This window comes from Sphingomonas tagetis (assembly GCF_024211275.1).
Lineage (GTDB): Bacteria > Pseudomonadota > Alphaproteobacteria > Sphingomonadales > Sphingomonadaceae > Sphingomonas > Sphingomonas tagetis.
The window spans coordinates 172235-193788 of the sequence record NZ_JAMLDX010000004.1 but is presented as its reverse complement, the minus strand read 5'-3'; the positions used below and the strand labels follow the sequence as shown (position 1 = coordinate 193788).

Here is a 21554-nt window from a genome sequence, read left to right as displayed (position 1 = left end):
AAAGGGCCGCCCGGAGCGATCCGGGCGGCCCTTTGTCATTCCCCCCTCCCGCTAGCGGGAAGGGAATGGGTCACAGCTGCCCGTGGCACTGCTTGTAGCGCAATCCCGACCCGCACGGGCACGGCGCATTGCGACTGACCTTGCCTTCCCATGTCGCCGGGTCCTCACCCAGCTCCTCGCCCGACGGGCGCGGAATCTGCAGCTGCGGCAGGTCGTTCGAGATCAGCCCGGCCGAACCCGCGTCCCAATCCGCGCTGTTGTCGAGCCCGGTCAGCGGATCGATGTGCGAGGTCAGGAAATCGGGCAGCTCGGGCAGCTCAGGCGGTGCCTGGAACTGGAATTCGGCCCAGGCCAAAGTCCGCGTCACATCCTCGCGAATGCTCGCCAGCATGCGCTCGAACATCGCGAACGCTTCCTGCTTATATTCGTTGATCGGCGTCTTCTGCGCATAGGCGCGCAGGTGCACGACCTGACGCAGCGCATCGAGCATCGCGAGATGCTCCTTCCAGTGATGGTCGAGATTCTGCAGCAGGATCGACTTCTCGATCTGCACCCAGGTCTCGGGGTCGAGCCCTTCGGACTTGCCCTTGATCTTCGCCTCGGCGAGCTCGCGCAGCTTGTTCTCGACGTCCTCCGGCTCGATGCCGTCCTGCTCGGCGATCCATTGCTCGACCGGTGCTTCTAGGCCCAGCAACTGCTGCGCGCGCTCCTTGAGGCCCTCGATATCCCATTGCTCGGGATAGCTTTCCGGCGGGCACGACTGGCCGACCACGTCATTGACGGTCTCGGCGCGCATGTCCTCGACCACGTCGCCGACGGTTTCGGCGTCCATGATGTCGGCGCGCTGCTCGTACACCACCTTGCGCTGGTCGTTCATGACGTCATCATATTCGACGACCTGCTTGCGGATGTCGTAGTTGCGCGCCTCGACCTTCTTCTGCGCGGTCTCGATCGCCTTGGTCAGCCACTTGCTGCCGATCGCCTCGCCATCGGCGATGTTGTTGCGCATCATCTTGGCGAACAGCGTGTCCGGCCCGAAAATGCGCAGCAGATCGTCGTCGAGGCTGAGGTAGAAGCGTGAGAGGCCCGGATCGCCCTGACGGCCCGAACGGCCGCGCAGCTGGTTGTCGATGCGGCGGCTCTCGTGGCGCTCGGTCCCGAGCACGAACAGCCCGCCGGCTTCCAGCACCTTGGCCTTCTCAGCGGCGACTTCGGCCTTGATCTGGGCGACCGCCGCATCGCGCTCCGGCCCTTCGGCCATGTCGGAAAGCTCGTCATTGACCCGGAACTCGACATTGCCGCCAAGCTGGATGTCGGTGCCGCGGCCGGCCATGTTGGTGGCAATCGTCACCGCGCCGAGCCGGCCCGCCTGCGCCACGATATGCGCTTCATTCTCGTGCTGGCGGGCGTTGAGGACCGAGTGATCGACGCCTTCCTTGGTGAGATATTCGGACAGCCGCTCCGATTTCTCGATCGAAACCGTTCCGACCAGCACCGGCTGGCCATTGGCCGCATGTTCCTTGATCGTCCGCGCGATCGCGATGAACTTGTCGGTCTCGGTCTTGTAGAATTCGTCGTCCTGGTCGATCCGCTGCACCGGCACGTTGGTCGGGATCGTGACCACGTTCATCTTGTAGATGTCGAAGAATTCCGGCGCCTCGGTCGCGGCGGTGCCGGTCATGCCCGACAGCTTGGGATACATGCGGAAATAGTTCTGGAAGGTGATCGAGGCGAGCGTCTGGTTCTCCGGCTCGATCGTCACGCCTTCCTTGGCTTCGACCGCCTGGTGCAGGCCGTCCGACCAGCGGCGGCCGTCCATCATGCGGCCGGTGAACTCGTCGATGATGATGACCTTGCCGTCCTTGACGATGTAGTCGATGTCGCGCTTGCGCATGACATTGGCCTGCAGCGCCTGGTTGAGGTGGTGCACCACCTGCGTATTCTCGAAATCATAGAGGTTGCTGCCCTTGAGCAGCCCGGCATTCTCGAGCATCCGCTCGACCGTCTCGGTGCCCTCCTCGGTCAGGACGACGCTCTTCTGCTTCTCGTCCTTCTCGTACAGGCTCTCCTCGATCTGCTTCACGATCGCGTCGACGCCGATATAGAGCTCGCTCTTGTCGTCGGTCGGACCGGAGATGATCAGCGGCGTGCGCGCCTCGTCGATCAGCACCGAATCGACCTCGTCGACGATCGCCATCGCGAACGGCCGCTGCGTCATCGAAGCGCGGTCGTACTTCATGTTGTCGCGCAGATAGTCGAAGCCGAACTCGTTGTTCGTGCCGTAAGTGATGTCGGCGGCATAAGCCTCGCGGCGCTGGTGATCGGCGAGGTTGGGCACGATCACGCCGACGGTGAGGCCGAGGAACTTGTAGATCTGCCCCATCCACTCGGCGTCGCGGCGGGCGAGATAGTCGTTGACGGTGATGACGTGCACGCCCTGCCCTGGCAGCGCGTTGAGATAGGTGGCGAGCGTCGCCACCAGCGTCTTGCCTTCGCCCGTTCGCATCTCGGCGATCTCGCCGCGATGGAGCACGATGCCGCCAATCATCTGCACGTCGAAATGCCGCATGCCGAGCACGCGCACGCCGGCCTCGCGGACCGTGGCGAACGCCTCGGGCAGGATCGAATCGATCTTCTCGCCATTGGCGAGCCGCTCGCGGAACTTCACGGTCTGCTGCGCGAGTTCCTCGTCGCTCATCGCCTGAAGCGCGGGCTCGAAGCTCGCGATCTTCTGGACGATCGTCCCGAGGCTCTTGACGTATCGGTCGTTGGACGAGCCGAACAGGGATTTGGCCAAACCGCCGAACATAAGGGTTTCCAGTCGTGTGAAATTGCAGGGTGCGCGCCCGCGTCACGGGCGCAAAACGTGTTGGACGCGAAATGGATGCCGCCCGCGCAGGACGGCAAGGCGCGGCTATTCGAGCCGGCGGCCGGTCGTCAGACGAACGGGAAGCGCCGGCGGCGCAGCATGGACCGCGAAGGCGCGGACGATGGCGGGAATACCGGCAAGAGCGGGCGCGACGGCACGGAATTCGGCAACGGCAACCGTGGCTTCGGCCACCGTTTCGGCCGCGCGCGTGATCGCCGCCTCACCATGCTGCCCGCCCACGCGCACCGCACGGTCCCCGGCAAAAGCACCGGTGAGACCCGCCAAAAGCGCGGAAAGGAACAGCAATAATTGCACGATATTGCCTGTTAACAGCCCCTCGTTACCCGCCGCTGAACGGCGGGCAGGTGGTGGACATAGGGTGTGTGACCCCGTTCGTCCAACCCAAAACCGGAAGTTCATCGACCGGACGTCCAGCGCATCGGCTGCAATACGGACGCTGGCGTTGATCCCATCGCTATTAGGGAATTCGCCAGGTGAAGCGCGAGCTGAACTTGGCGCTCACCGCGTTGCCGGTCCCATCGCGCGCCGGCACGAAACGCGCCCGCTTCATCAACAATGCACACGCCGCATCGTCGAGCAGCTTCGTGCCCGATGACGTCGTGACATGGCAGGCATGCGGACGGCCATTGGGACCGACCTCCAGCGTGAAGCCGACCGTCCCCTGCCAGCCCTGGCGCAACGCCTCGGGCGGATAATCGTCATCCGTCACCCAGTTTTGCGGGCTGCCGGCAGGCCGCAACTTGCCTGACTGGCCGGTTTCAGCGGTAGGCCGCGGCTCGCGCTCAGGTACGTCCGCGTCGATCGGTGAACCATACCAACGGCTTTCGGACTGCGTGAAGATGTAGGCAAGCGCGCCGCCGATCACGAGTACCGCCACGAACACCAAGGCCGCAATCCCATTTCCGCCGCCGGGCCGCACTGGCGCACCCGAACCGCGATCCGGCAACTCGTCGTCGAGCTTCACCGCCGCTCGCCCCGCCCCCGCATCACTTCGCACCCTACCCGCGCATCCGGATACACATCCAGCTTCATCGAGCGCACCCGCACCTCGCGCACCCGCGCATCCGCCGCCAGCGCCAGTGCCGCGACGGCCTCGCACAGCGTTTCCTGCAGCTCGATATGGTGGCCCCGCCCCAGCGCCAGAATGCCCTCGCGCAGATAGTCGTAATCGACCACCGCATCGATCCGATCCGCCGGCGGCGCGTCATAGCTGCAGGTCAGCCACACGCTCACCGACACCCGCTGTGGCGCGGCGCGTTCGTGATCGTGGATGCCGAGCCCAAGCGTTACCTCGAGCCCTTCGAGCAGGATCGTATAGTCAACCATCCGGGCGCTCGCGCATGTCGAACATCACGTCGCCCTCGCGCTTCACCAGCCGCTGGCCGCAATCGACGAAGACGTTCTGCCCGGTGACGCTGCGTGCCGTCAGCAGATACTCGATCGTCCGTGCGATGTCCTCCAGCGCCACGCGTCGTTCAAGCAGATTGGCGCGCGACACCCGGGCAAATTCCTCTTCGCTCTGGTCGAGGCTGGGGAGCGACAGGCCCGGTGACACCGCATTGACCCGCACCCGCGGCGCCAGCGCCATCGCCAGCAGCGTGGTCGCCTCGGCCAATCCCGCCTTGCTCAGCGTGTAAGTAAGGAAATCGGGATTGGGGTTGGCCAGCTTCTGATCGAGCAGATTGACCACCGCGCCCTCGTCCAGCCCGGTCTGCGCCGCCAACGCCGAGGTGAGGATCAGCGGCGCACCGAGATTGACGTGCATATGCCGGTCGAGCCCGGCGAAATCCGCCACGGGCAGTGCGTCCCATGCGAACAATGAGGCATTGTTGACCAGCCCCTCGACCGGGCCGCCAAGCGCCGTCGCCGCCGCCTGTACCAGCCCGCGCGTCTCGGCCGGATCGGCAAGGTCCGCGGTCACCAACGCGACGCCCAGCTCGGCCGCCAGCGCTGCCGCCTCGTCATGCGAGTCATGATGATGGACCGCCACCTGATGCCCGGCGCCGGCCAGATAGCGCACGATCGCCGCCCCGATCCGCCGCGCGCCGCCTGTAACGAGCACGCGCATGCGATCAATAACCCATCAGTTTCAGCACTTCGCTGCGGCTGCGCTCGTCCTCGCGGAACACGCCCATCATGCGGCTGGTGACCATGCCGACGCCCGGCGTTCGCACACCGCGCGCAGTCATGCAGGCATGGCTCGCCTCGATCACCACCGCGACGCCGCGCGGGTTCAGGTGATTCCAGATGCAGTCGGCGACTTCCGCAGTCAGCCGCTCCTGCACCTGCAACCGCCGTGCGAAAGCGTGGAGCACGCGCGCCAGCTTTGAAATACCCACGACATGATCCTGCGGCAGATACGCGATCGACGCCTTGCCGATGATCGGAGCCATGTGATGCTCGCAATGCGACTGGAACGGGATGTCCTTGAGCAGGACGATCTCGTCATAGCCGCCCACTTCCTCGAAGATGCGCGAAAGATGGTGTGCCGGGTCCTCGCCATAGCCCTGGCAATATTCGCGCCACGCCCGCGCGACGCGGACCGGCGTGTCGATCAGCCCTTCGCGAGTCGGGTCGTCGCCCGCCCAGCGCAGGATCGTGCGCACCGCGTCGGCCACCTCGTCTGGCACCGGAATTTTGGACAGCGGCGCGACGATGTCGCCGTCTTCGGGTTCGTCGTGATCGTGACTCATATCCCGGCTCTATCCCCGTCCCTGACGCTACGGCAAGCATGGTTGGCGGTGTTGCCCTTCGGCAACAACCGTTGCGGAAGGCGAAATAGCAAGCATTTCCGCCGGATTCCTAGCATCATTTGACGTTGACGTAAGCTTCGCGGCAGCGTTAGCCTCGCGACAATTGCCACTTGCGACCCGGCAGCAGATCGGGGCGTCACCCAGAGAGGAGGCCTTTTCCCATGCGTAACCTGCATCTCGTCACCGCGTCCGTGATTGCGCTCACCGCCGCCGCACCCGCCTTTGCGCAGGATACCGCGCCAGCCGCCCCCGCCGCCGAGGTGATCACCGACGACGGCGAGATCGTCGTCACGGCGACCGGCCGTACCCAGGCCGCGCAGGATGTGCCGATCGCGGTCAGCGTGGTCGGTGGCGAGCAGCTCGAAAATTCGGGCATCAGCGACATTCGCGGCCTGCGCCAGATCACGCCGAGCCTTCAGGTGACCACCGGCCAGTCCTCCGCCACCGGCGTCGTGCTGCGCATCCGCGGCATCGGCACCGCCGGCGACAATCCCGGCTTCGAGCCGGCGGTGGGCGTGTTCATCGACGGCGTGTTCCGCGCCCGCGCCGGCGTGGCGCTGGCCGACCTGCCCCCGATCGATCGCGTCGAAGTGCTGCGCGGCCCGCAGGGCACGCTGTTCGGCCGCAACACCTCGGCCGGCGCGCTCAGCATCACGACGCAGGGTCCGTCGTCGCAGTTCGGCGGCTATGTCGAGGGCAGCTACGGCAATCTCGACGAGATCGAGGTCAAGGCCGGCATCACCGGACCGATCAGCGAGCAGCTCTCGGTCCGCGCCGATGGCGGATATCACAAGCGCGATGGTTACATCACCGATCCCAACACCGGCCGTCAGTTCAACAATATCGACCGCTGGTTCGCGCGCGGGCAGGCCAAATATGAAACCGCCGACGTCACCTTCCGCCTGATCGGCGAGTATGCCGAGACCGACGAGTCGTGCTGCGGCGCGCTCAACACCGGCTCGGGCTTCGAGCTGCTGCCCTCGGGCCGCGACACCACGACCACGGGCGGCGTGCTCGGCTTCGTCACCAGCAACCTGATCGAAGCGCTCTCCGCGAACCCGCTGGTCGGCGGCGCGACCGGCCGCGACGGCATCGTCCGCCCGTTCAACCGCGAGGCGCGGCTGATGGCGACCTCGCCCAACCGCGATCTGACCGAACGCGTCAAGGAATGGGGTATTTCCGGCCAGCTCGACTGGCAGCTGGGCGACGTCGCGCTGACCTCGATCACCGCCTATCGCGACTGGAAGGCGACGCGCAGCCAGGACATCGACTTCTCGGGTCTCGACCGCGCCTATCGCGACAATTACCGCACCGGCATCCGTGATTTCACGCAGGAAATCCGCTTCAAGGGCAGTGCGTTCGGCGGCGCACTCGACTGGCTGGTCGGCGGCTTCTACCTCAACGAAGAGCTGACGCTGACCGACACCGTCCGCTACGGCACCCAGGCCGATCAGTTCGTCGATGGCGTCGTCAACCAGCTGACCCGCAGCGCCGCGCTGCCCTCAGGCGGCCAGCTGTTCGGCACCCTCCCCGGCGTGCCGCTGATGGGTCAGGTATTCCTCGCCAGCAATCCGCAGCTCGCCGCCGCGGCTGCCGCAGGTGGCCCGACCGTGCTGGCGACGTTCCTCCAGCCGATCCCGCGCACGCCCAACGGGGCGGGGCAGATCGCCGACAACTACACCGTCGATACCGAAGCCTTCGCGATCTTCACGCACAACATCATCAACATCAGCGACAATGTCTCGCTGACGCTGGGTGTGCGCTGGAACCGCGAGACCAAGGATATCGCGGCCAACCTCAACGCCTCGGTCCCGGCCTGCACCTTCTGGCAGAGCCCGACGACGGCGCTCTACCGTCAAGCGCTGAACAGCGCCGGCCTGTTCAGCCTCGCACACCTCTACACCTGCAACCCGACGATCAACTCCGAGTTCAACGGCAACTATGCCGGCAAGCGCACCGAGGACGAGTTCACCGGCACCGCCAAGCTGGCGTTCAAGGTGAACGACGACGTGCTGCTCTATGGCGGCTATGACCGCGGCTACAAGTCGGGCGGCTACAATCTCGACCGCGGTTCGTTCGACTCCGTGCTGCTCGGCGGCAACGGCGCGCAGATCAGCGATCTCGAGTTCAGCAACGAACTGGTCGATGCATTCGAAGTCGGCGTGAAGACCAATTTCACCCGCAAGTTCCAGTTCAACGCCTCGGGCTTCTACACGGAGATCAAGGGCTATCAGAACCTGCAGTTCGAAGGCTCGCGCTTCGTCACCCGCAACTTCGCCAAGGTGATCTCGAAGGGTATCGAGCTTGAATCGGTGTTCCGTCCGGCTTCGGACCTCACCGTGATGCTCAACTACACGCTGCTCGATACCGAGGTGCGCGATCCGCTCGCCGGCTCCGACAACGGCCGTCCGCTGACCAATTCGCCGCGCAACGTCATCACGGGCGCGGTCACCTGGACCCCGCAGATCAGCGACAATGTCGGCGCGCTGTTCCATGTCGACTGGCGCACCAACAGCGACGCCAACACGATCAACAACCCGATCGCGCGGCCCTATACGACCAATGACGGCTACAGCATCGTCAACGCGCGCATCGGCCTGAATTTCGGCGCCGAACAGCAGTTCGGGATCGAGGCCTATGTCGAGAACTTGTTCGATACTTACTACAACATCACCTCGTTCCCGGTGCCGGAGCAGGGCGCGAGCTTCGCGGTCTATCCTTCGCCGCCGCGCTTCTATGGCGTGAAGGCGCGGGTCCGCTTCTGAGCAAACGGGACCAGCCGGTCCGGTCGAGCGGCAAAGGGGGCGCGTCCGGGAAGCCGGCGCGCCCTTGCTTTGTTGTTCCTCGGAGGAGAATCGGTGTGGCCAAAGACTTGAAATCGGGCGACCGTGTGTCATGGAAGTCGCATGGAGGGGTCGCCAGAGGCGAAGTTCTCCACAAACAAGTGTCAGATACCACCATCAAGGGTCATCAAGTACGTGCATCGCGTGAAGAACCACAGTACATCGTCACCAGCGACAACGGTGGCAAAGCTTCACACAAGCCGTCGGCGCTGACCAAGATTTGAGCCGGCGTGTCGCCGGTTCGCCAAAGGAGAAGAAAATATGGCGGAAAAGAAGGCAACCGGCGGCGCCCGTGGTGGCATCGCGACGCCCGTCACCCCCTCGGCCGACCTGGCCGCGATCGTCGGCGCCGGCCCGCTGCCCCGCAGCGAGATCGTCAGCAAGATGTGGGATCACATCAAGAAGAACAATCTCCAGAACCCCGCCAACAAGCGCGAGATCCTGGCTGACGACAAGCTGAAGAAGGTCTTCGGCGGCGACAAGGCGACCATGTTCGAACTGAACAAGCATATCGCCAAGCACGTCACCAAGTAATCGTCGCCGGCTTCACAGCCGCTCGATCGAAAGCCCTCGAAGCCGCTGGCTTCGGGGGCTTTTTTGTTGCATTCTGTCGCGGTACCCGATCCGCCGCCGGACGGGTGTCCGGGGGGATGCATTTGGCGAACGGGATGAACCGCTTCCTGGAAAGCCTGCCGCTGGCGCGCGACCGGGCGTCGTTGCGCTATGGCGCCGCGCTGGCGATCAGCAGCCTGGCGCTCGCGCTTCGCTTCGCACTTGTCCCGGCGCTGCCTTCGGGCTTTCCCTTCACCACCTTCTTTCCGGCTGCGATCATCGCGACCTTCCTGCTGGGCGCTGGCCCGGGGGTGCTCACGGCGCTGCTCGGCGCGGCAGCCGGTCTGTATTTCTTTCTGCCGCCGTTGTGGAGCCTAGCGCCAGGGCACAGCGCTGCGTTCGCGCTGGGCGTCTATGCTGCGGTCGTCACACTCACTATTCTGATCATCCACTGGATGCAGCGCGCCAATATCCGCCTGCGCGCCGAACGGCAGCGCGGCGAGGATCTTGCCGCGCATGCCGAGCTGCTGTTCCACGAACTCCAGCATCGCGTATCGAACAATCTTCAAATGATCGGCTCGGTCCTGTCGCTCCAGCGCCGCAGGATCACGGACCCCGGTGCGTCGCAGGCGCTGGCCGACGCGGTCGCCAAGCTGCAGACAATCGGGCGAATCCAGCGTCAGCTCTATAATCCCGATGGCGCACACCTCTCGCTCGACCGGTTTCTGCCCGATCTCCTCGCCGATCTGGTCAACGCCGGCGGGCGTCCGGGGATCGAGTGTTCGGTCGAAGCCAAAGCGGGCGTCCAGCTCGAAGCGCATGCCGCAATCCCGGTCGCGCTGATTATCGCGGAGGCGGTCGCCAACGCGGTCGAGCATGGCTTTGCCGACCGTGAGACCGGCACAATCGGGGTTCATGTGGGGTTCGAAGGCGAACAGCTCCTGCTGTCGGTCGTTGATGACGGGGTGGGCCTGCCAGCCGGATTCGATGCAGCGGCGTCGAACAGCCTCGGCCTCAAGATCGCGCGCACGCTCGCCGAGCAACTCGGCGGCCAGTTTTCGCTGACGCCCAATGCCGTCCAGGGCAGCGTGGCCAAGCTTCACCTCCCGATCGAGTGGCGCGCGTCGGCCTGAACCACGCGGGTTTATCCCTTGCCTCGATCGCCCTACACTGGGCCGATGTTTCCACGCTGCGCCGCGCTGCTTGCCGCCTGGATCGCATTTGGCGGGGTCCAGTCCGCGCCCGGGATATCATCGATACCAGTCGATCCGCTGACGCTTGTAGACGACGATTTCGCCCGCCACCGCGATCCGGCGGCATGGAAGGGCCTTACGGTCTCACGCATCGAGTTTCGCGAGGAGCGCGGCGCGTGGCGGCTGTTCCGCATCGCCAATATCGCGCAGCCGCGCGGACCGCTGTGGTTCGTGCCGCACGACAATGAGAATGCCGGGTTCGAGGCCGCGCTGGCCGGCGTCCGCGCCTATGGCGGAGTCGTCATCATCGTCGATTCCGGCATCGCCGAGGAGCGCGACGGCACGCGCCGCAATGCCGCGGTCGAGTTCGGCCGCCCGATCGATCCCAACCGCAATTTCCGCGACGGCTATCCGCGTTATGCCGCGACGGTACTCGCCGATTACGCCCGCGGCGCGCGCCCGATCGTCGCGCTGCACACCAACGCGCCGGGCTTCGACACGACCGCGTCGCGCTGCAACCAGGGCGATCCGCAAGGCCGTGGCGAAGTGTCGATCCGCTTCTGCGACGATGTCATGCAGCCGCACCCGTCACAGGCGCGCGCATGGCCCTTCGATGACGACGACAGCCTCGCCTATGTCGCGCACCGCAATGGCGCCGCGCCATTCTCCGCCTATTGCGGCAAGGCGCTGGCGCTCGCCGACTTCAATATTGTGTTCGAGAAGGTCACCATCAGCGACGGTTCGCTGTCCAACTATGCGCTGCTGCACGGCATGGATTATGTGAATTTCGAAACGCAGGAGCGCGGTCTCGATCCCGCCGCGCTGGCGGACAGCCGCAACCGGCTGGTCGCGATGACCGACCGCGCGATGACCATCTGCACCGCGCCGGCCACGCGCCTTGCTCCATGACGGCGGGGGTGCTTACATCGCCGCGATGACCGACCTGTCCCAATTGCTGCAGCCCGACCGCGGCCAGCCCGCGCGCACCATCCACCTCGTCCACCCCGACCAATGGACCGACTGGCTCAACGCCCAACCGCCGCGCACGCGCACCGCGATCGCCGCTAACAAGGTGACCGGCAAGGCGGGCAACCGTGCGATCTTTCCCGGCGACACGCCCGACGAATGGTCGATGCTGCTGGTGTGCGACGATTCCGAATCCTCGCCCTACCGTATCGCCTCGTTGGGCGAGCAGCTGCCTGCGGGCACCTACCGCCTCGCGCAGGGCGAACCCGGCCCGGCGATGCTCGGCTGGATTCTCGCGCAATACCGGTTCGATCGCTACCGCAAGGATGAGGACAGCCGCGGTCCGCGCACGTTGCTGACCGGCGAGCCGGGCCGCATCCCCGAAACCTTCGCGCTCGCCGCCGCGACCTTCACCGTCCGCAACCTGGTCAACACGCCCGCGTCGGACATGGGGCCTGCCGAGCTGGAGGCGGAAGCGGCCGCGCTGGCCAAGGCCGCCGGCGCGACCTTGACCGTCACCCGCGGCGACGCACTCGAGCAAGGCTATCCGATGATCCACGCGGTCGGCCGGGCCGCCGCGAACGGCCGCGATCCGCGCCTGATCGAACTCGAATGGGGCAACCCCAAGCACCCCCGGCTGGCGCTGGTCGGCAAGGGCGTTTGCTTCGATACCGGTGGGCTCGACATCAAGCCGAGCGCCGGGATGCGGCTGATGAAGAAGGACATGGGCGGCGCGGCGCATGCGCTGGCGCTGGCGGGCGTGATCATGGCGCTGCGGCTGCCCGTGCGGCTGCATTTGCTGATCCCGGCGGTCGAGAATGCCGTATCGGGCAACGCGTTCCGTCCGGGCGACGTGCTGCGGTCGCGCAAGGGCCTGACGGTCGAGAACACCAACACCGATGCCGAAGGTCGTCTGATCCTGGGCGACGCGCTGGCCAAGGCGGTCGAGGGCAAGCCCCAACTCATCCTCGATTTCGCGACGCTGACCGGCGCGGCACGCGTGGCGCTCGGCCCGGAACTGCCCGCGCTGTTCGCCAATGACGACGCGCTGTCCGCGGCGTTGCTCGACGCTGGTACGAGCGAGCACGACCCCTTGTGGCGGCTGCCGCTGTGGGACGGGTATGACGAGATGCTCAAGTCCGACATCGCCGACATGGTCAACGCGCCCGATGGCCCGTTCGCCGGACCGATCACCGCCGCCCTGTTCCTGCGCCGCTTCGTGCCGAAGGAGATCGCCTGGGCGCATCTCGACCTGTTCGCCTGGCGCCCGACGCCCAAGCCGGGCCGACCCAAGGGCGGCGATGCGATGAGCCTGCGCGCGGTGTGGGCGATGCTCAAGGCGCGCTACGCCGCATGACCCCGCTTCGCACCGGCGGCCGCATCCTCGTCGACAACCTCGTCGCGCAGGGCTGCGACCGCATCTTCCATGTGCCGGGCGAAAGCTTCCTCGCCGTGCTCGACGCGCTGCATGACACGCCGCAGGTCGATCTGGTGACGTGCCGGCAAGAGGGCGGCGCGGCGTTCATGGCCTGCGCCGACGGCACGATGACGCACCGCCCCGGCATCTGCTTCGTCACCCGCGGCCCGGGTGCGACCAACGCCAGCATTGGCGTGCATGTCGCGATGCAGGATTCGATTCCGATGATCCTGTTCATCGGCGATGTCGCGCGCGGCATGCGCGACCGCGAGGGCTTTCAGGAAGTCGATTTCCCCGCGATGTTCGCCCCGCTTGCCAAATGGGCGACCCGGATCGAGGACGCCCGCCGCATCCCCGAATATATCGCGCGGGCTTGGAACACCGCGATCAGCGGCAGACCGGGGCCAGTGGTGATCGCGCTGCCCGAGGATATGCTGCTCGATGAGGTCGAAGCGGTGGATCGGCCGAAGATCGAGCGGCCAACGACCTATCTCGCGTCCGAAGTGCTCACGGAAACGCTGAAAACCCTACGGCGGGCAGAACGTCCTGTCGCTATTGTCGGCGGCGCCGGATGGGACATCGCGACTGGTGCAGCGTTCGGGCATTTTGCTGAGCATTGGGGTATTCCGGTCGCTGCTGCCTTTCGCCGTCAGGATGCGATGCCGAATGTCCGGCGGGCATGGGCCGGCAATCTTGGATACGGACCCAATCCCAAGCTGGTGCAACGGATCAAGCAAGCCGACGTGATACTTGCGCTCGGCGCGCGGCTCGGTGAAGCGACGACTGACGGATATGGCCTGATCACTCCCGATCATCCCGGCCAGACCCTCATTCACGTCTATCCCGACCCTAACGAACTCAACCGCGTATATCGGGCCGACATCGCGATCTGTGCCGATCCCTGCGCGTTTGCGATCGAGATCGTCCGGGCGGAGTTCCCCGAGCGGCCCAATGCCGCCGCCGCCGAGGCGCGTGCCGACTATCTCGAATGGTCCACGCCCAAACCTCGGGCGGGCGTCGCGCTGGACCTCGGCCAGTGCGTCCTGGCTATGCGTGAGCGCATTGGCGATGCGATCATCTGCAACGGCGCTGGCAATTTCTCGGCGTGGTGGCACCGCTACTGGCGCTATGGAATGCAGCCTAGCCAGCTCGCTCCCACCGCGGGGGCGATGGGCTATGGCGTGCCAGCAGCCACGGCTGCGGCGCTGCGCTTCGACGACCGGCCAATCGTTGCCATCGCCGGTGACGGCGACTTCCTGATGAACGGACAGGAACTCGCCACCGCCGTCCAGCACAACGCGAACATGCTCGTCCTCGTCATCGACAATGGCGCCTATGGCACGATCCGCATGCATCAGGAGCGCGAGTTCCCTGCCCGCCTCTCCGGCACCACGCTGCACAACCCCGATTTCGCGGCGCTCGCCCGCGCCTATGGCTGCTGGTCGGAAACCGTCGAGACGACCGCCGATTTCGCTCCCGCGCTCGACCGCGCGCTGGCGCAGTCCGGCGTGCGGTTGTTGCATCTCAAGACCGACGTGGAAATCATCACGCCCGCGACCACGATCGCGGCGATCCGCGCGAATTAGGCCGCGGCGGTTACCCGCCGGTCACCCCGGCGATCAGCGAGCACGGCCTTGACCGCTTCGGTGGCCCAGCGCTCGCACAGGCCCACCGCGCGGGCAAAGGCGCGCACGAAGCCCTTGATGTAAACCAGCGCCGGAATGAGATCGAACCGCTCCGCCTCGATCGCCGCCAGATAGCGCACCGGCACGCGCGTTTCCGCCGCGACATCCTCGATGCTCATCGCGCAGCGCAGCCGCGCCTCGGTCAGCGCCTCGCCCAGGCTGCCACGCGGTTCCACGCGCCACTCGTCCTGCGCGAACGGAAGGATCGGATGCTCGATCATGGCATTCATCGGTGTTCAGCCCCCCGGCTGGCTGACGGGGCCGGGACCGCCCCGGCGTCTGCTGATTAATGCATAAGAGGATTAACGAGTCGACTCGGTTCGCCGCCGAAAAACAGCAACTTCCCGCAGAATCGATCCTAACCAAACCTTAAGGCCGTCCACTTTGATCTTCCGCACGACTTGGCGCATGATGACGGCAGGAAATTCGGTTCGGGAAAGCCAGCCGATGGGGGATGCGGTTCGATTGCGCACAGCGTCAGAAAGGCGGTCCGATGCCTGACCGGATCGCCGACCTCTACCAGCGCCATGCCCATGCCTTCGATGCCGCGCGCCGCCGGTCCTTTCCCGAGCGCCAATGGCTCGAACGCTTCATCCGCACCATCCCCAAAGGCGGCGAGATCCTCGACCTCGGCTGCGGCGGCGGGGAGCCGATCGACCGGTTCCTGGTCGACCGCGGCTACCGCCTGACCGGCATCGATCTCGCCCCCTCGATGATCTCGCTCGCCCGCACGCGCTTCTTCCGCCACAAATGGATCGAGGCGGACATGCGCAAGTTCGGCGCCGAATCCTCGGCCTATGACGGCATCATCGCGTGGAGCAGCCTGTTCCACCTCGAAGCCGACATGCAGGAAAAGCTGATCCAGCGCATCGGCGTGTGGCTCAAGCGCGGCGGCGTGGCGCTGTTCAACTCCGGCCCCGACCGTGGCATCAGCATCGGCGAGATCGCAGGCGAAGAACTCTTCCACGCCAGCCTCTCCCCCGGCGAATACCGCGCGGTGTTCGCCAGAAGCGGCCTCGCCGAGATCGCGCACAAGATCGAGGACCCCGATTGCGGCGGCATGACCGTGTGGCTGGTGGGGCGGGTATGATTCGAAAGCTGATTGTTCTCCTCGCCAGTGCGGTGCTCATAGGCTTCGCTGCCGGTCCGTTAGCTGCGGTCGCCGCTCACGCCGCAATGGCGTCCAGCGATGAACCGGGATCGATTTTTGCTGCGGGCCGACTGCTCGATACAATGGGCGAGCAGAATGCCGAGTTCATGCTTCGGACTTCCATCTTGCTCGATTATTCCGGCATCGAGGAATGTGGCTACAGCTTCGACCAACTGTTCGAAGGCAAGGGCGGCATGGACAGATATTTCAGCCTTGAACTGATCCATCGCGCCGGTGCAGCGCATCGGCGGAGTCTATTGCGAGAACGGCAAGCTTCTCACCTGACTAATGCCCTGACACCATTCCAGATCAACTTCCTGAACGGATGCATCAGGGAAACAGTAGCCGCGCGAATTTGCGGCAAATACGCGCAAGCTAAGCTCGCTGGGCCGATCTCGCCCGATCCGGCATACCGAAACATGCGTGCCAATGCGCATGACACCGGCAGGCAGGCGCGTTGCAGGTTCCTGGACGGCGTGGCCGCTCGCGCAAAGCTGCCGCTAGCGGACCAGCCTAAATAAGCCCCGCCAGCGGGCTCGACGGATCGGCATAGCGCCGCTTGCCCATCCGCCCGCTGCGATAGGCCAGCCGCCCGCTCTCAACCGCGAGCTTCATCGCCCGCGCCATCAGGATCGGGTCTTTCGCCTCGGCGATCGCGGTGTTCATCAGCACGCCGTCGCAGCCCAGCTCCATCGCCACCGCCGCGTCGCTCGCCGTGCCGACCCCGGCATCGACCAGCACCGGTACGTTCGCCCCCTCCACGATCAGGCGGATCGTGACGAGGTTCTGGATGCCCAGTCCCGACCCGATCGGCGCGCCCAGCGGCATGATCGCAACTGCGCCCACGTCCTCCAGCCGCTTCGCCGCGATCGGATCGTCGACGCAATAGACCATCGGCTTGAAGCCTTCCTTGGCCAGCACCTCGGTCGCGCGCAGCGTCTCGACCATGTCCGGATACAGCGTCTTGGCCTCGCCCAGCACTTCGAGCTTCACCAGCTCCCAGCCGCCCGCCTCGCGCGCCAGCCGCAGCGTGCGGATCGCGCTCTCCGCATCGAAACAGCCCGCGGTGTTGGGCAGGTAGGTGATCTTCCTGGGGTCGATATAGTCGGTCAGCATCGGCGCGTTCGGGTCTGACACGTTCACCCGCCGGACCGCGACAGTGACGATCTCCGCCCCCGAGGCCTCGACCGCTGCGGCGTTCTGCGCGAAGTCCTTATACTTGCCGGTCCCGACGATCAGCCGCGAGCGGAAGGTCTGGCCCGCCACGCTCCAGCTGTCCTCCTCGACGGCCACGGCATGATCCCCGCCACCGACAAAATGCACGATCTCGATCTCGTCGCCATCCTCGACCAGGACCTGCGCCAGCGTCGAGCGCGGCACCACCTCGAGGTTGCGTTCGACCGCCACCTTTTCGGGCACCAGCCCCAGCTCGCTCGCCAGCTCGGCCAGGGTGATGCCGCCCGTGACGCGCCGGTGCTCGCCATTGACCATGATGGTGATCGTGCCGTCGGCGTGCATCTCGTTTCCTGTCGCGATTGAGTCGTGCGCGCATATAGGTAGGTTCGGGCGGCTCGAACAACCGCAGCGCCTTCGAAAGGACCGGTCCGCCATGCCGCCCCTCTCCCGCCGCCGCTTTTTTGCCGTTTCCGCCGCCGCCGCGGCGCTCGGCGCTGCGCCCGCCGCGCTGGCGCAGCCCGATCCCCTGCTGCACGCGGCGATCCGCAGCCATCTTGGCTATTCGGTCGGCTTTCGGCGCAAATTCGGGACTGGGCTTTACGCGATGCCCGGGACGGCGGCGCCCGTTGCCAAGGTATTGAGCACGCATCAGGCGATCGTCCGGCGGCTTGCCACGCTGTCCGCCGACACGCCCACGCTCGCACTGCTGCACTGGCTCGACGAACAATCGCGGCTGCACGCCTGGCTGATCGGCGCCGAGGGCGTCGTCGCACGCGGAACGGCGGGCAGCTACACCGAACTCGGCTTCGTGCTCTCCGCACTGCGCGTCGATGTGCGGACGGCGACGCGCGCGCCCGTGAAACGCGGCGTGCCGCGCATTCCGCCGCGCCAGTCCGATGCGGCGCTGTCGCCCGAGGCGGCGCTGGTGCGTACCCGCGACCTGCTGCTGCCCGGCGACATCGGTCGTGCCCTTGCCGATCGCAGAGGACGCCTGCTGATCCTGCCGGCGCGCGACACCGGCGCCGCGCCCTATGCCGCGCTGCCGCTGGGCGAAGCGATGTTCGTCGACCGCTGGGCCAGCGTCATCGTGCCGGATATCGAGACGCTCGCCGATCCGATGCGCGTTTTCTCCAGCGAGCAGCTCAGGCCCGGCAACGCCCTGCTGGTCGGCAACCCCGATCTGTCGGCCGATACCGACTATGAATGGCGCGCGATCCCCGCCGCGGAGGAAGAGGTCGCGGCGTTCGCGCGCATGTTCGCCGTGCCGCCCCATCGCGTTTTGACCGGCCGGGCCGCCACGCGCGACCGCGTCCTTGCCGCGATCGACAATTATGGCGAGGCGAGCATCGTCTATCTCGCGACTCACGGCGTCGCCAATTCGGTCAACCCGATGGATGGCAGCTTCCTCGCCCTGTCCGGCGGGCATCTGTTCGGCCGCGATCTGCGCGGCAAGCGCTTCGAGGCGTGGGCGGCGTGGCACCCGCTGGTGATCCTCAGCGCGTGCCAGACCGCGCTCGGCAAGACGTTCGACGGCGGCACCTATGGCGTCGCGCGCGGCTGGATTTCGGCTGGCGCGGGTCAGGTGATCGCCAGCCTGTGGAATGTCGACGACAACGCCACCCGCGCGCTGATGGTCGAGTTTGCCGGCCATGCATTCGTCTCGCGCAAGCTGCCCGAAGAGGCGTTGCGTCTCGCCCAGCTGGCCGCGCGCGCGAGCTTCCCCGCCGATCCCGCGGCTTGGGCGAGCTTCTCCGTGTTCGGCGCGCCCGCCACGGCTTGAAAGGCTCGACCTGAACGAGGCGCCCGGCTAGAGCAATGTGACCCTTGCGCGAGTGCAACGATGCCCGATCCGTCCAACGTCTATGTCCTGAACGGCCCGAACCTGAACCTGCTCGGCACGCGCGAGCCGGAAATCTATGGTTCGGACACGCTCGACGACATTGCCGGGCTGCTCGAGGATCGCGCGAAGGAACTCGGCCTCGCGATCGACATGCGTCAGTCGAATCACGAAGGCCATCTGATCGACTGGATGCACGAGGCGCAGGCGCGCGGCGCAAAGGCCGTGCTGCTCAATGCCGGCGCCTACACCCACACCTCGATCGCGCTGCACGACTGCATCAAGTCGATCCGCACGCCGGTGATCGAGGTGCATCTGTCCAACCCGCACAAGCGCGAGGAATTCCGTCATTTGAGCTATGTCGGGCAGGCGGCGAAGGGAACCATCGCCGGGTTCGGCGCGCTTTCCTACCTGCTTGCGCTTGAAGCTGCGGCTCGACTGTGACAACGGCTACCGCTCTGAAATTCGAGGTCGCATGAGCGAAGAGAACAACAAGGGGATGCACGTGGATATCGAGCTGGTGCGCCAGCTCGCCACGGTGCTGGACGAAACCAACCTGACCGAGATCGAGGTCGAGGACGGCGACCGCAAGGTGCGCGTCGCGCGCAAGGCCGCCGCCGCGCCGGTCGCCTATGCCGCGCCGCCGCTGGCCGCCGCGCCCGTCGCGGCGCCGGCCACGATGCCGTCCGATCCGGCGTCGATCACGCCGGCGCATGAGAATGCGGTCAAGTCGCCGATGGTCGGCACTGCCTATCTCGCCGCCGAGCCGGACGCCAAGCCGTTCATCTCGGTCGGCAGCCAGGTCAAGGCCGGCGACACGCTGATCATCGTCGAGGCGATGAAGGTGATGAACCCGATCGCCGCGCCGCATGGCGGCACCGTCAAGGCGATCCTGATCGAGAACGGCCAGCCGGTCGAGTTCGACCAGCCCCTCGTCGTGGTCGAGTAACGCGCCTTGCCCGAGATCAAGAAGCTCCTGATCGCCAATCGCGGCGAAATAGCGCTGCGCATCCATCGCGCATGCCATGAGATGGGCATCAAGACGGTGGCGGTGCACTCCACCGCCGATGCCGATGCGATGCACGTCCGGCTCGCCGATCAGGCCGTGTGCATCGGCCCGCCGGCCGCGGCGGACAGCTATCTCAACATCCCGAACATCATTTCGGCGGCCGAAATCAGCGGCGCCGACGCGATCCATCCCGGTTATGGCTTCCTCTCGGAAAACGCCAAGTTCGCCGAGATCGTCGAGCTGCATAACCTGATCTTCGTCGGGCCGAAGCCCGAGCATATCCGCACGATGGGCGACAAGATCGAGGCCAAGCGCACCGCGGGCGCGCTCGGTCTGCCGCTCGTCCCCGGCTCCGACGGCGCGATCAGCGACATCGCGGAAGCCAAGGTGATCGCGGAGAAGGCCGGCTATCCGGTGATCATCAAGGCGGCATCGGGCGGCGGCGGGCGCGGCATGAAGGTCGTGACCAGCCCCGAAGACCTTGAAACCCAGATGCTCCAGGCGGGCACGGAGGCGAAGGCCGCATTCGGCGACGCCACCGTCTATCTCGAAAAGTATCTCGGCAACCCGCGTCATATCGAGATCCAGGTCTTCGGCGACGGCAATGGCAACGCGATCCACCTCGGCGAACGCGACTGCTCGCTCCAGCGCCGCCACCAGAAGGTGCTCGAAGAGGCCCCCTCCCCGGTCCTCTCGACCGAGGAACGCAACCGCATCGGCGAGATCTGCGCCAAGGCGATGGCCGATATGGGCTATCGCGGCGCCGGCACGATCGAGTTCCTGTGGGAAAATGGCGAGTTCTACTTCATCGAGATGAACACGCGGCTTCAGGTCGAGCATCCGGTCACGGAGGCGATCACCGGCCTCGACCTCGTCCGCGAGCAGATCCGCATCGCCGAAGGCCACGGCCTGACGTTGCGGCAGGAGGACGTGCAGTTCCGCGGCCACGCGATCGAATGCCGCATCAATGCCGAGGATCCGCGCACCTTCGCTCCCTCGCCCGGCGTGGTGAAGGCCTATCATGCACCCGGCGGCATGAACGTCCGCGTCGATAGCGGGCTCTACACCGGCTACAAGGTGCCGCCCTATTACGACAGCATGATCGCCAAGCTGATCGTCTATGGCACGACGCGCCAGGGTGCGCTCCGCCGCCTGCGCCGCGCGCTGGAGGAATATGTGATCGAGGGCATGAAGACCACGATCCCGCTTCATCAGGCGCTGCTCGACGACCCGCAATTCCAGCAGGGCGACTATACGATCAAGTGGCTCGAAGAGTGGCTGGCAAAGCAGGACGAGGCGGCGTGAAAGCCACCATCTACCACAACCCGCGCTGCTCCAAGTCGCGCGAGGCGCTGGCGATCCTGCAGGATGCCGGCGCCGAGGTGACGGTGGTCGAATATCTCAAGACGCCGCCGAGCCGCGACGAACTCGCCCGCCTCTACGCCAAAGCCGGCCTCTCGCCGCGCGACGGACTGCGCAAGGCCGAGGATGGCGCGAAATCGCTCAAGGACGCGTCGGACGATGCGATCCTCGACGCGATGGCGGCCGACCCGATCCTGATCGAGCGCCCGCTGGTCGAAACCGAAAAGGGCGTCCGCCTCGGCCGTCCGCCCGAGGCGATCCGCGAGATACTCTAGGCCGCTTCGTCGCGCGCGGCCATCTCATCGGTCACATCGACCTTCGATCCGTAAAGATAGCGCGCGACGCCATCCTCGCAGACCACGTCGGCGGTCACCCGCATCCAGCGCAATTCGCCGTCCGGCCGGCGGATCCGCGCCTCGAAGGTGAAGCTGCCCCGCTCGGCGATCGCCACGCTGCGCAACCGGGCGAGCTCCTCGCGCGATTCGAGCAGATACATTGCGACGATATCCTCGCGCTCGACCGCAGATCCGCGCGGCAAGCCGAACAGGTCGTAAACGCCATCGCTCCACGTCAGCGAATTGTCGCGCAGGTCGCACTGCCACGATGCCTGAAGCGGCGTCACGGTCGCGGGCTGGTGGCCATCCGGTCGCATGCCCGCCGCATATCAGGACATCCGCTAAAATCCAGTAATCGCGCGGCTCCTTTTCGTTTCGGATGCGTT

At 65.9% G+C, this 21554-nt stretch carries 23 protein-coding genes; 15 read left to right on the top strand and 8 right to left on the bottom strand.

Annotated features, from left to right (window positions below):
* Positions 1-70: 70 nt before the first annotated feature.
* The gene (secA, locus tag M9978_RS07395; RefSeq protein WP_254292361.1) at positions 71-2809 is read right to left on the bottom strand and encodes a preprotein translocase subunit SecA; all 2739 of its coding nucleotides are present in this window, start codon (positions 2807-2809) and stop codon (positions 71-73) included.
* Positions 2810-2866: 57 nt separating this feature from the next.
* Here secA and M9978_RS07390 point away from each other — a divergent pair, with 57 nt between their 5' ends.
* Complete coding sequence (locus M9978_RS07390) at positions 2867-3178, top strand: hypothetical protein (RefSeq protein WP_254292360.1); 312 nt, start codon at positions 2867-2869, stop codon at positions 3176-3178.
* A 169-nt stretch (positions 3179-3347) separates the two neighbouring features.
* On the opposite strand, the gene M9978_RS07385 is transcribed toward M9978_RS07390, so the two are convergent.
* The 4 genes from M9978_RS07385 to folE are packed head-to-tail and all read right to left on the bottom strand — an operon-like array spanning position 3348 to position 5583.
* Positions 3348-3854 carry an energy transducer TonB gene (locus tag M9978_RS07385; RefSeq protein ID WP_254292359.1) on the bottom strand — a complete coding sequence of 169 codons (507 nt, stop codon included), beginning with the start codon at positions 3852-3854 and terminating at the stop codon, positions 3348-3350.
* Entirely contained in the window at positions 3851-4216 is a 366-nt protein-coding gene (locus M9978_RS07380) for a dihydroneopterin aldolase (protein WP_254292358.1), read from the bottom strand. The genes M9978_RS07385 and M9978_RS07380 overlap by 4 nt, the downstream gene beginning before the upstream one ends.
* Positions 4209-4958, bottom strand: a complete 750-nt coding sequence (locus tag M9978_RS07375; RefSeq protein WP_254292357.1) for an SDR family oxidoreductase — start codon at positions 4956-4958, stop codon at positions 4209-4211. Before M9978_RS07375 ends, M9978_RS07380 begins: the two co-directional genes overlap by 8 nt.
* Before the next feature lie 4 nt (positions 4959-4962).
* Positions 4963-5583: a GTP cyclohydrolase I FolE gene (folE, locus tag M9978_RS07370; RefSeq protein ID WP_254292356.1), complete on the bottom strand. Its 621-nt coding sequence runs from the start codon at positions 5581-5583 to the stop codon at positions 4963-4965.
* A 221-nt stretch (positions 5584-5804) separates the two neighbouring features.
* On the opposite strand from folE, the gene M9978_RS07365 reads away from it, so the two are divergent.
* From M9978_RS07365 to M9978_RS07335, 7 genes are all read left to right on the top strand, one after another.
* The gene (locus M9978_RS07365; protein WP_254292355.1) at positions 5805-8408 is read left to right on the top strand and encodes a TonB-dependent receptor; all 2604 of its coding nucleotides are present in this window, start codon (positions 5805-5807) and stop codon (positions 8406-8408) included.
* 95 nt (positions 8409-8503) lie between these two features.
* Complete coding sequence (locus M9978_RS07360) at positions 8504-8710, top strand: hypervirulence associated TUDOR domain-containing protein (RefSeq protein WP_254292354.1); 207 nt, start codon at positions 8504-8506, stop codon at positions 8708-8710.
* Between the two features lie 37 nt (positions 8711-8747).
* On the top strand, positions 8748-9020 hold the full coding sequence (locus tag M9978_RS07355) for an SWIB/MDM2 domain-containing protein (RefSeq protein ID WP_254292353.1): 273 nt from the start codon (positions 8748-8750) through the stop codon (positions 9018-9020).
* A 134-nt stretch (positions 9021-9154) separates the two neighbouring features.
* The gene (locus tag M9978_RS07350) at positions 9155-10171 is read left to right on the top strand and encodes a sensor histidine kinase (RefSeq protein ID WP_254292352.1); all 1017 of its coding nucleotides are present in this window, start codon (positions 9155-9157) and stop codon (positions 10169-10171) included.
* Between the two features lie 45 nt (positions 10172-10216).
* Positions 10217-11140 carry a hypothetical protein gene (locus M9978_RS07345; protein WP_254292351.1) on the top strand — a complete coding sequence of 308 codons (924 nt, stop codon included), beginning with the start codon at positions 10217-10219 and terminating at the stop codon, positions 11138-11140.
* A 25-nt stretch (positions 11141-11165) separates the two neighbouring features.
* Positions 11166-12554, top strand: a complete 1389-nt coding sequence (locus M9978_RS07340; RefSeq protein WP_254292350.1) for a leucyl aminopeptidase family protein — start codon at positions 11166-11168, stop codon at positions 12552-12554.
* On the top strand, positions 12551-14200 hold the full coding sequence (locus M9978_RS07335) for a thiamine pyrophosphate-binding protein (RefSeq protein WP_254292349.1): 1650 nt from the start codon (positions 12551-12553) through the stop codon (positions 14198-14200). Before M9978_RS07340 ends, M9978_RS07335 begins: the two co-directional genes overlap by 4 nt.
* On the opposite strand, the gene M9978_RS07330 is transcribed toward M9978_RS07335, so the two are convergent.
* Positions 14197-14529 carry a helix-turn-helix domain-containing protein gene (locus M9978_RS07330; RefSeq protein WP_254292348.1) on the bottom strand — a complete coding sequence of 111 codons (333 nt, stop codon included), beginning with the start codon at positions 14527-14529 and terminating at the stop codon, positions 14197-14199. The two genes, M9978_RS07335 and M9978_RS07330, sit on opposite strands and share 4 nt — an antisense overlap.
* Before the next feature lie 263 nt (positions 14530-14792).
* On the opposite strand from M9978_RS07330, the gene M9978_RS07325 reads away from it, so the two are divergent.
* Positions 14793-15389, top strand: a complete 597-nt coding sequence (locus M9978_RS07325) for a class I SAM-dependent DNA methyltransferase (protein WP_254292347.1) — start codon at positions 14793-14795, stop codon at positions 15387-15389.
* A complete protein-coding gene (locus tag M9978_RS07320; RefSeq protein ID WP_254292346.1) occupies positions 15386-15970 on the top strand; it encodes a hypothetical protein in 585 nt (194 codons plus the stop codon). The genes M9978_RS07325 and M9978_RS07320 overlap by 4 nt, the downstream gene beginning before the upstream one ends.
* On the opposite strand, the gene thiS is transcribed toward M9978_RS07320, so the two are convergent.
* Positions 15963-16967: a sulfur carrier protein ThiS gene (gene thiS, locus M9978_RS07315; protein WP_302053847.1), complete on the bottom strand. Its 1005-nt coding sequence runs from the start codon at positions 16965-16967 to the stop codon at positions 15963-15965. The genes M9978_RS07320 and thiS overlap by 8 nt on opposite strands.
* A 91-nt stretch (positions 16968-17058) precedes the next feature.
* Here thiS and M9978_RS07305 point away from each other — a divergent pair, with 91 nt between their 5' ends.
* The 5 genes from M9978_RS07305 to arsC are packed head-to-tail and all read left to right on the top strand — an operon-like array spanning position 17059 to position 21108.
* Positions 17059-18405 carry a CHAT domain-containing protein gene (locus M9978_RS07305; protein ID WP_254292345.1) on the top strand — a complete coding sequence of 449 codons (1347 nt, stop codon included), beginning with the start codon at positions 17059-17061 and terminating at the stop codon, positions 18403-18405.
* Between the two features lie 60 nt (positions 18406-18465).
* The gene (gene aroQ / locus M9978_RS07300; protein ID WP_254292344.1) at positions 18466-18906 is read left to right on the top strand and encodes a type II 3-dehydroquinate dehydratase; all 441 of its coding nucleotides are present in this window, start codon (positions 18466-18468) and stop codon (positions 18904-18906) included.
* Positions 18907-18937: 31 nt separating this feature from the next.
* Positions 18938-19411 (top strand): acetyl-CoA carboxylase biotin carboxyl carrier protein, encoded by a 474-nt coding sequence (gene accB / locus M9978_RS07295; RefSeq protein ID WP_254292343.1) that lies wholly within the window; start codon positions 18938-18940, stop codon positions 19409-19411.
* Between the two features lie 6 nt (positions 19412-19417).
* The gene (gene accC, locus M9978_RS07290) at positions 19418-20776 is read left to right on the top strand and encodes an acetyl-CoA carboxylase biotin carboxylase subunit (RefSeq protein ID WP_254292342.1); all 1359 of its coding nucleotides are present in this window, start codon (positions 19418-19420) and stop codon (positions 20774-20776) included.
* Complete coding sequence (arsC, locus tag M9978_RS07285; protein WP_254292341.1) at positions 20773-21108, top strand: arsenate reductase (glutaredoxin); 336 nt, start codon at positions 20773-20775, stop codon at positions 21106-21108. The genes accC and arsC overlap by 4 nt, the downstream gene beginning before the upstream one ends.
* Here arsC and M9978_RS07280 read toward each other — a convergent pair.
* On the bottom strand, positions 21105-21485 hold the full coding sequence (locus M9978_RS07280; protein WP_254292340.1) for a PAS domain-containing protein: 381 nt from the start codon (positions 21483-21485) through the stop codon (positions 21105-21107). The two genes, arsC and M9978_RS07280, sit on opposite strands and share 4 nt — an antisense overlap.
* Positions 21486-21554 lie beyond the last annotated feature (69 nt).

Bases quoted from the DNA above. Each gene is read 5' to 3' on its own strand.
- folE (WP_254292356.1), bottom strand. From the start codon at position 5,583: ATGAGTCACGATCACGACGAACCCGAAGACGGCGACATCGTCGCGCCG.
- M9978_RS07380 (WP_254292358.1), bottom strand. From the start codon at position 4,216: ATGGTTGACTATACGATCCTGCTCGAAGGGCTCGAGGTAACGCTTGGG.
- M9978_RS07305 (WP_254292345.1), top strand. From the start codon at position 17,059: ATGCCGCCCCTCTCCCGCCGCCGCTTTTTTGCCGTTTCCGCCGCCGCC.
- thiS (WP_302053847.1), bottom strand. From the start codon at position 16,967: ATGCACGCCGACGGCACGATCACCATCATGGTCAATGGCGAGCACCGG.
- M9978_RS07375 (WP_254292357.1), bottom strand. From the start codon at position 4,958: ATGCGCGTGCTCGTTACAGGCGGCGCGCGGCGGATCGGGGCGGCGATC.
- M9978_RS07325 (WP_254292347.1), top strand. From the start codon at position 14,793: ATGCCTGACCGGATCGCCGACCTCTACCAGCGCCATGCCCATGCCTTC.
- secA (WP_254292361.1), bottom strand. From the start codon at position 2,809: ATGTTCGGCGGTTTGGCCAAATCCCTGTTCGGCTCGTCCAACGACCGA.
- M9978_RS07320 (WP_254292346.1), top strand. From the start codon at position 15,386: ATGATTCGAAAGCTGATTGTTCTCCTCGCCAGTGCGGTGCTCATAGGC.
- M9978_RS07345 (WP_254292351.1), top strand. From the start codon at position 10,217: ATGTTTCCACGCTGCGCCGCGCTGCTTGCCGCCTGGATCGCATTTGGC.
- aroQ (WP_254292344.1), top strand. From the start codon at position 18,466: ATGCCCGATCCGTCCAACGTCTATGTCCTGAACGGCCCGAACCTGAAC.
- M9978_RS07335 (WP_254292349.1), top strand. From the start codon at position 12,551: ATGACCCCGCTTCGCACCGGCGGCCGCATCCTCGTCGACAACCTCGTC.
- M9978_RS07330 (WP_254292348.1), bottom strand. From the start codon at position 14,529: ATGAATGCCATGATCGAGCATCCGATCCTTCCGTTCGCGCAGGACGAG.
- M9978_RS07280 (WP_254292340.1), bottom strand. From the start codon at position 21,485: ATGCGACCGGATGGCCACCAGCCCGCGACCGTGACGCCGCTTCAGGCA.
- M9978_RS07350 (WP_254292352.1), top strand. From the start codon at position 9,155: ATGAACCGCTTCCTGGAAAGCCTGCCGCTGGCGCGCGACCGGGCGTCG.
- accB (WP_254292343.1), top strand. From the start codon at position 18,938: ATGAGCGAAGAGAACAACAAGGGGATGCACGTGGATATCGAGCTGGTG.
- M9978_RS07365 (WP_254292355.1), top strand. From the start codon at position 5,805: ATGCGTAACCTGCATCTCGTCACCGCGTCCGTGATTGCGCTCACCGCC.
- M9978_RS07355 (WP_254292353.1), top strand. From the start codon at position 8,748: ATGGCGGAAAAGAAGGCAACCGGCGGCGCCCGTGGTGGCATCGCGACG.
- M9978_RS07340 (WP_254292350.1), top strand. From the start codon at position 11,166: ATGACCGACCTGTCCCAATTGCTGCAGCCCGACCGCGGCCAGCCCGCG.